Consider the following 6,208-nt stretch of genomic DNA (forward strand, 5'->3'; position numbering starts at 1 on the left):
GCATTATTCTCCGATAGGGTCCATGTCTTCAAGCAGGTGAAAGCCGTCGGCCAGCCAGGGCAATTGCGCGATGGCGGGGGCGATCATATGGGTCTGCATCAACTGCCGCAGGGTCTGGGCGATGTCGCGCGGCACGGGGCCGGACCATTCCGCGCCCGCGAAGAGAGAGATGGTGCGCGCAGGCGGTTGGGCCTGTGCCGCCGCGGGCAGGGGGTGCGCGGCGAGGCGGTCGTGAAAACGGGCGGCGCGCATGTATCCCAAGGGCGTGGTCATCGCCCAGCCGATGCCGCGGGCCACCATGGCCATCAGGGCCAGATGGCTGCCAATCTCGAAACGGGCGGGCAGGTTGTGTCTCTCTGATGCAAGATGCGCCTCGATCTGCCGCGCGATCAACTGATCGGCGGCATAGCGCAGGAAGGGCAGATCGGTGGCGCCGCGCAGCAGGGCGTCGGGATCGGCAGAGGTGCCCGCGGGGGTGACGAGGATAAACGGATCGCGGGCCAGCGGATATTCCAGAACCCCCGCCATCGGTTCGTCGATCTGCGCCGAGAGTGCCATATGCAGGCTTTTGTCGCGCAGTGCCCCGGCCAATTCATTGCTGCCCGCGGTGATCATCCGAAAGCGGCAGCCGGTCAGGCTGTCGCCAAGGATCGTGGCAAGGCGCGGGGTCAGGTCATCGTCGAAATCGTCGATCACGCCGAGGTTCAGCGCCTCCAGATGGGCCAAATCCATCACCGTGACTTCGCTCTGCGCTTGGCGCAATTCGCTGAGCGCCTGTTCGGCCCGGCGCAGGAACATCTGCCCGGCTGGGGTCAATCGCATGGGGCGGCGGGTGTGGTCGACCAGTTCCGCGCCGATGGCCGCTTCGAGGTTGCGCATCTGCTGGCTGACGGCGGGCTGGCTGAGCCCCGTGGCCTCGGCCGCCTGCGCCACCGACCCGCTCCGCGCCAGCGCCTCAAACACTTCGATGCCCCGCAGGGTGATGCCCTTGTTCAGCATATGGTCCCATCTCTTTCGGATCTTGTGAAACCCCGCGCGGGTCAGGTCAAGCCTTTGCCCAAGCGAGCGGCAGCCTCTCGGGCGGTTCCACGAAAGCGGTGCTGCCGGTCTTGAAGCCATCGGTAAAGCTGCGCAGACTGCGCGGAAACTAGGAGCCATTCAAATGAAGATCGCCACAGCCGCCTATCCGCTCGATGTTCTGACATCATGGGCGCAATACGAAGACAAACTGGCCCATTGGGTCGCCGAGGCGGCAGTGCAGGGGGCGGAACTGCTGGTTTTTCCTGAATATGCGGCGATGGAACTGGCGACGCTCGACGGGGCCGAGGTGGCGGGCGATTTGGAACGGTCGCTCTTTGCGGTGTCGGACAAGCTTGAGGAGGCGGAACGGCTGCATGTGAAACTCGCCGCCGAGCATAACGTGCATATCGTGGCCGGCTCAGGCCCCGCAGCGACTGAGAGCCGCCCGGTCAACCGTGCCCGGCTGATCACGCCCACGGGGCAGATCGGCGTGCAGGACAAGCAGATCATGACCCGTTTCGAGCGCGAGGAATGGGGTGTGATCGGGGGCAATGCGCTTCAGGTCTTTGACACGGCCATTGGCAAGATCGGGATTCTCATCTGCTATGACAGCGAGTTTCCCCTGCTGGGCCGTGCGCTGGCGGAATGTGATGTGATCTGCGTGCCCAGTGTGACCGAAACGCTCGCGGGCTATTGGCGGGTGCGCATCGGCTCCATGGCGCGGGCGCTTGAGAATCAGTGCATCACCGCCATGTCCTCGGTCGTAGGCAAGGCCGATTGGTCCGAGGCTTTGGGGCAATCCTATGGCGCGGGCGGGATTTTCTGCCCCCCGGATCGCGGCTTCCCGCCCACGGGGATTTTGGGCATGCGCGAGGTTAACGCCCCCGGCTGGACCGTGGCGGACGCCGATTTGGCGCAGGTCGCCGAGGTGCGCGCGGATGGCATCGTGCTTAACCGAAGGGACTGGCAAGACCAGATTGGCCGCGACGGAAAGGCGATAAACGTCGCTTTGCGCTGAATCCCCCTTGAAAAAGCGCAAAAATGCGCCCATTTAAGCCTGCGCCCTCGTTTTGGAGGGTTTTGTGCTCAAGGAGAGACCATGGCCAAGGAAGATACGCTCGAATTTCCCGGTGTCGTGAAGGAACTCCTGCCTAACGCGACGTTTCGGGTCGAGCTGGAAAACGGCCATGAGATCATCGCGCATACGGCAGGCAAGATGCGGAAAAACCGCATCCGTGTTCTGGCTGGCGACAAGGTTCAGGTGGAAATGACACCCTATGATTTGACCAAGGGTCGGATCAACTATCGCTTCAAGTAAGCGGCACCGCGTTCGCGCGTTGCGCGGCGCAGGCGGGGCCGTGCGCGGCCCCGACCGGGCCGCCGGCCTCAGGCAAAGAGGCCCATAAGATGCAATTCATTCTTGGATCAGGATCGCCGCGCCGGTTGGAGCTTTTGGCCCAGATCGGCGTGACCCCCGATGCCATTCGCGCCCCCGACATCGACGAGACCCCCCATAAGGCCGAGCTGCCGCGCCCCTATTGCGCCCGAATGGCGCGCGAGAAAGTGGCGGCGGTGCCCGCGGGGGCGGAGGATATCGTGCTTTGCGCCGATACCACCGTGGCGCTTGGCCGGCGCATCCTCGGCAAGCCCGAGGATGAGGCCGAGGCCGAAGCCTTTTTGCGGCTGATGTCGGGCCGTCGGCATAAGGTGGTCACCGCCGTCGCCGTGAAGCGCGGCGAAAAGCTCTGGCAGCGTGATGTGCAGAGCAATGTGAAGATGAAATCTCTGTCCGAGCCCGAAATTCGCCGTTACCTCGCCACCGGCGATTGGCGCGGCAAGGCGGGCGGCTATGGTATCCAAGGCCCCGCGGGCGCGCTGATCCCATGGATTAGCGGCTCATTCACTGCAATCGTCGGCCTGCCATTGGCCGAGGCTGCGAACCTGCTGCAAGCCGCAGGTTACCCATTTGACGGAAGGACGCCATGAAGGGCCGTACGATTATTCTCGACCATCTCGGTGATATCGAGGCCGCCGCCCTGATGGTGGACGGCAAGCTGGATGATTTTCTGATCGACAGTGACGGGCCGCGCGTCGGCACCGTTTACCGCGCGATTGCGGATCGTCCGGTGAAGGGGCAGGGGGGCATGTTCCTCAAGACCCCCGATGGCCCGGCGTTCCTGCGTCAGATCAAGGGGCTGGCCCCGGGTCAGACGATTCTCGTGCAGGTCTCGGGCCATGCCGAGCCGGGCAAGGCGATCCCGGTGACCAATAAGCTGCTCTTTAAGTCGCGCTATGCCATCGTGACGCCGGATGCGCCGGGGCTGAACATCTCGCGCAGCATCAAGGACGAGGAAGAGCGCGACCGGCTGCTCGAAATCGCCCATGAGGTGGCGGGCGGGGCCGATCTGGGCTTGATCCTGCGGTCCTCCTGCGCCGGTGCCGATGCGGAGGATATCGCCGAGGATATCGCCAATATGCTCAGCTTGGCGGATACCGTGGCCAATGATGACGCGCAACAGATGGAGGTGCTGAGCGAAGGCGATGGCCCGCATCTGCTCGCTTGGCGCGATTGGACCGCGCCCGCCGAGGTGGTGACCGAGGTCGGTGGTTTTGACGACCACGGCGTTCTGGAAGAGCTCGACCGCGTGGCCTCGGCGCAGGTGCCGCTCGGCGGCGGCGCGTCGATCTTTGTGGAGCCGACACGTGCGCTGGTTGCGGTCGATGTGAACACCGGCAACGATGCCTCGCTCGCCGCCGGGGTGAAGGCCAATATGGCCTGTGCCAAAGCGCTGCCGCGTGCCCTGCGTCTGCGCGGGTTGGGCGGGCAGATCACGCTCGACCTTGCGCCCATGCCCAAGAAGGACCGCCGGACGTTTGAAAGCGCCCTGCGCGCCGCTTTCCGCGCCGACGATGTGGATACGACGCTGGTCGGCTGGACGCCTCTGGGCCATTACGAGCTGCAACGCAAACGCGCCCGCCCGGTGCTGGCGGAGGTGCTGACAGGGGCAGGCCAATGAGCTGCCCGATCTGCAAAGCCGAAACCGTCAAGGCGCATCGCCCCTTCTGCTCGCGCCGCTGCGCCGACATCGATCTGGGCCGCTGGTTCAACGGCAGCTACGCCGTCCCCTCGCGCGACCCCGAAGACGTGGAAGCCGCCATCGACGCCGCCGAAGCGCCACAAGACCGCCCCGCAAAGCCCCATTAACACAGTAAAATTCGCGTTTTTTGAAAAGAAGTGGGTTTCAGGGCAAAATGGGGCTGGACACCCCGCGCCACAGGTCCTAGAACCCGCTCACCCGACCTTGAAAGAGGTGACCCGTGCCCGGGTAGCTCAGGGGTAGAGCAGTGGATTGAAAATCCTCGTGTCGGTGGTTCGATTCCGCCCCCGGGCACCATTTTTACTAAAACAGACAGACCGTAAGCCTCGCTGCCCAACGCGCGTGATTTCCCTCACAACGGAACCCGCGCCTCCTGCCCAACGTTGTTCCCCTACCTAGATAGAGGAGAGCAACCATGGCAAATGACGACCAAGCAAAAGGCAAGGCGAAAGACATCGGTGGCAAGCTGAAAGAAGAAGCCGGCGATGCCACAGGCAACGAAGACCTGAAGCACGAAGGTCAGGCCGATCAGGCCGAAGGCAAAGTGCAAAAGGGTGTCGGTGACGCCAAGGACAAACTATCTGATTGATTGCAAAAGCGCGCCTCTTCTCGGAGGCGCGCTTTTTCTATTCGGGCTGCTGCCCGCGCTCTCACCTTTTGATGATGATATAGAGCGCATGGACGATCCCGGGCAGGTAACCCAGCAAGGTCAGTAGAATGTTAATCCAGAAGTGCTTTCCCAGACCTTCCTGCAAGAACACCCCAAGAGGGGGCAGTAGGATAGCGATGATGATGCGAATGATGTCCATAGTGTCACGCCGGGTGCGCCGGGCTCCTTTCCAAACTGATTAAACCTTGCCCTAAGCTAGCTCCCGAGCCTCACACGGCCAGTGGTGGCGCGTTGAACGGGGCGCAATTAACACTCGCCGCAGCATGGGTTTTGCGGCAATCTACCAAACAGCCAGAGGAGGGGCAGGGTGGAGCCAGTCAGGATCATGTGGCGCCAGATCATGGAGATGGCGCGAGAGACAATCGCACTTTTGCCGCAGATCGCTGTCGCAACCCTCGTATTGATATTAACCTGGGCCATGGCCGCGCTTGGCCGGTCGCTGGTCAGCAGAACCCTGTCCAGGACCAAGCTGCGCCCGAGCCTTCAGGACCTCTTTACCCTTTTGACATCTATCCTCATCTGGGTCTTTGGCATCATGATCGCGGCCGTGATCGTCTTTCCCGGGCTCACGCCTGCGAGCATTCTGGCGGGGCTCGGCATCGGGTCGGTCGCCATCGGCTTCGCTTTCAAGGACGTCTTTGAGAATTTCCTTGCCGGGATCATCATCCTCTTTCGTCGGGAAATGCGCATGGGGGATCATATCGAATGCGAGGGAATCGAGGGCAAGGTCACCCATATCGCCATTAGAGAGAGCCATATCCGCCAGACGGACGGGCAGCTCGTGATCGTGCCCAATGCGATGCTCTTCAAGAACCCCGTCTATGTGCGCACGGATCAAAAGCACCGTCGGCAAACCGTGATCTGCGGGGTGGCCTATGATGTCGATCTGGGTGAAGCGCGGGCGGTGATCTTTGAAGCGGTCGCGCGCTGCGAGACGGTAGAGCAGGGGGAGCATCCGATTCAGGTCTTCGCCCAAGAGTTCGGGGAGTCCTCCATCAACTTCGAGGTGACTTGGTGGACAGGCTCAGCCCCGGTCGAGCAGCGCCGCTCTCGGGATGAGGTGGTGACCGCGGTGAAGCGTGCGCTTGACGAGGCAGGGCTGGAAATTCCTTTCCCCTACCGCACGCTCACCTTCAAAGAGCCGCTTCCGCTCAGTCGGGCGGAGGAGGATGCAGGGGAGGAGTAGGGCCTGTGCTGCGAGTCGCCGATTTTGCCCTGTGGTCCCGTGAATCGCGGTCGATTCATGGGCCGGCAGTGAGGGTATCGGCTTAGATAGGCCAGGGGAGGCCAGCCTCGGCGCGCTAGGAGTGGAAATTTAGCACGCCATTTCAGCATCTTGCCGGAAAGTTCCCCGAAATCTCATCTTTTCTCAACTTTCTGCTTGCGGCTTTGCCCCAGTAACCTTAGAACCCCCTCTACC

General features: G+C 62.5%; 9 protein-coding genes and 1 tRNA gene. 8 read left to right on the forward strand and 2 right to left on the reverse strand.

Going from position 1 to position 6,208, the window contains the following annotated elements:
* Positions 1–3: 3 nt before the first annotated feature.
* A complete protein-coding gene (locus ACGYLO_RS10395; protein ID WP_209273862.1) occupies positions 4–999 on the reverse strand; it encodes a LysR family transcriptional regulator in 996 nt (331 codons plus the stop codon).
* Positions 1,000–1,162: 163 nt separating this feature from the next.
* Here ACGYLO_RS10395 and ACGYLO_RS10400 point away from each other — a divergent pair, with 163 nt between their 5' ends.
* From ACGYLO_RS10400 to ACGYLO_RS10430, 7 genes are all read left to right on the forward strand, one after another.
* Positions 1,163–2,038, forward strand: a complete 876-nt coding sequence (locus ACGYLO_RS10400; RefSeq protein WP_067268007.1) for a carbon-nitrogen hydrolase family protein — start codon at positions 1,163–1,165, stop codon at positions 2,036–2,038.
* 81 nt (positions 2,039–2,119) lie between these two features.
* Positions 2,120–2,338, forward strand: coding sequence for a translation initiation factor IF-1 (infA, locus tag ACGYLO_RS10405; RefSeq protein WP_005978431.1), 219 nt, complete (start codon positions 2,120–2,122; stop codon positions 2,336–2,338).
* 89 nt (positions 2,339–2,427) lie between these two features.
* Positions 2,428–3,006, forward strand: coding sequence for a nucleoside triphosphate pyrophosphatase (locus ACGYLO_RS10410; protein ID WP_067268006.1), 579 nt, complete (start codon positions 2,428–2,430; stop codon positions 3,004–3,006).
* Positions 3,003–4,037, forward strand: coding sequence for a ribonuclease E/G (locus ACGYLO_RS10415; RefSeq protein WP_067268004.1), 1,035 nt, complete (start codon positions 3,003–3,005; stop codon positions 4,035–4,037). Before ACGYLO_RS10410 ends, ACGYLO_RS10415 begins: the two co-directional genes overlap by 4 nt.
* Positions 4,034–4,225 carry a DNA gyrase inhibitor YacG gene (locus tag ACGYLO_RS10420; RefSeq protein ID WP_271689502.1) on the forward strand — a complete coding sequence of 64 codons (192 nt, stop codon included), beginning with the start codon at positions 4,034–4,036 and terminating at the stop codon, positions 4,223–4,225. The genes ACGYLO_RS10415 and ACGYLO_RS10420 overlap by 4 nt, the downstream gene beginning before the upstream one ends.
* 115 nt (positions 4,226–4,340) lie before the next feature.
* Positions 4,341–4,415: transfer RNA gene (locus ACGYLO_RS10425), tRNA-Phe, on the forward strand.
* A 118-nt stretch (positions 4,416–4,533) separates the two neighbouring features.
* Positions 4,534–4,707, forward strand: coding sequence for a CsbD family protein (locus ACGYLO_RS10430; RefSeq protein ID WP_082852044.1), 174 nt, complete (start codon positions 4,534–4,536; stop codon positions 4,705–4,707).
* A gap of 61 nt (positions 4,708–4,768) precedes the next feature.
* Here ACGYLO_RS10430 and ACGYLO_RS10435 read toward each other — a convergent pair whose 3' ends face one another.
* Positions 4,769–4,927 (reverse strand): YqaE/Pmp3 family membrane protein, encoded by a 159-nt coding sequence (locus tag ACGYLO_RS10435; RefSeq protein ID WP_082852043.1) that lies wholly within the window; start codon positions 4,925–4,927, stop codon positions 4,769–4,771.
* Positions 4,928–5,113: 186 nt separating this feature from the next.
* Here ACGYLO_RS10435 and ACGYLO_RS10440 point away from each other — a divergent pair, with 186 nt between their 5' ends.
* On the forward strand, positions 5,114–5,974 hold the full coding sequence (locus ACGYLO_RS10440) for a mechanosensitive ion channel family protein (protein WP_271689505.1): 861 nt from the start codon (positions 5,114–5,116) through the stop codon (positions 5,972–5,974).
* Positions 5,975–6,208 lie beyond the last annotated feature (234 nt).

The sequence above is a fragment of the Sulfitobacter sp. 1A13353 genome, from assembly GCF_043557255.1.
Classification (GTDB): domain Bacteria; phylum Pseudomonadota; class Alphaproteobacteria; order Rhodobacterales; family Rhodobacteraceae; genus Sulfitobacter; species Sulfitobacter faviae.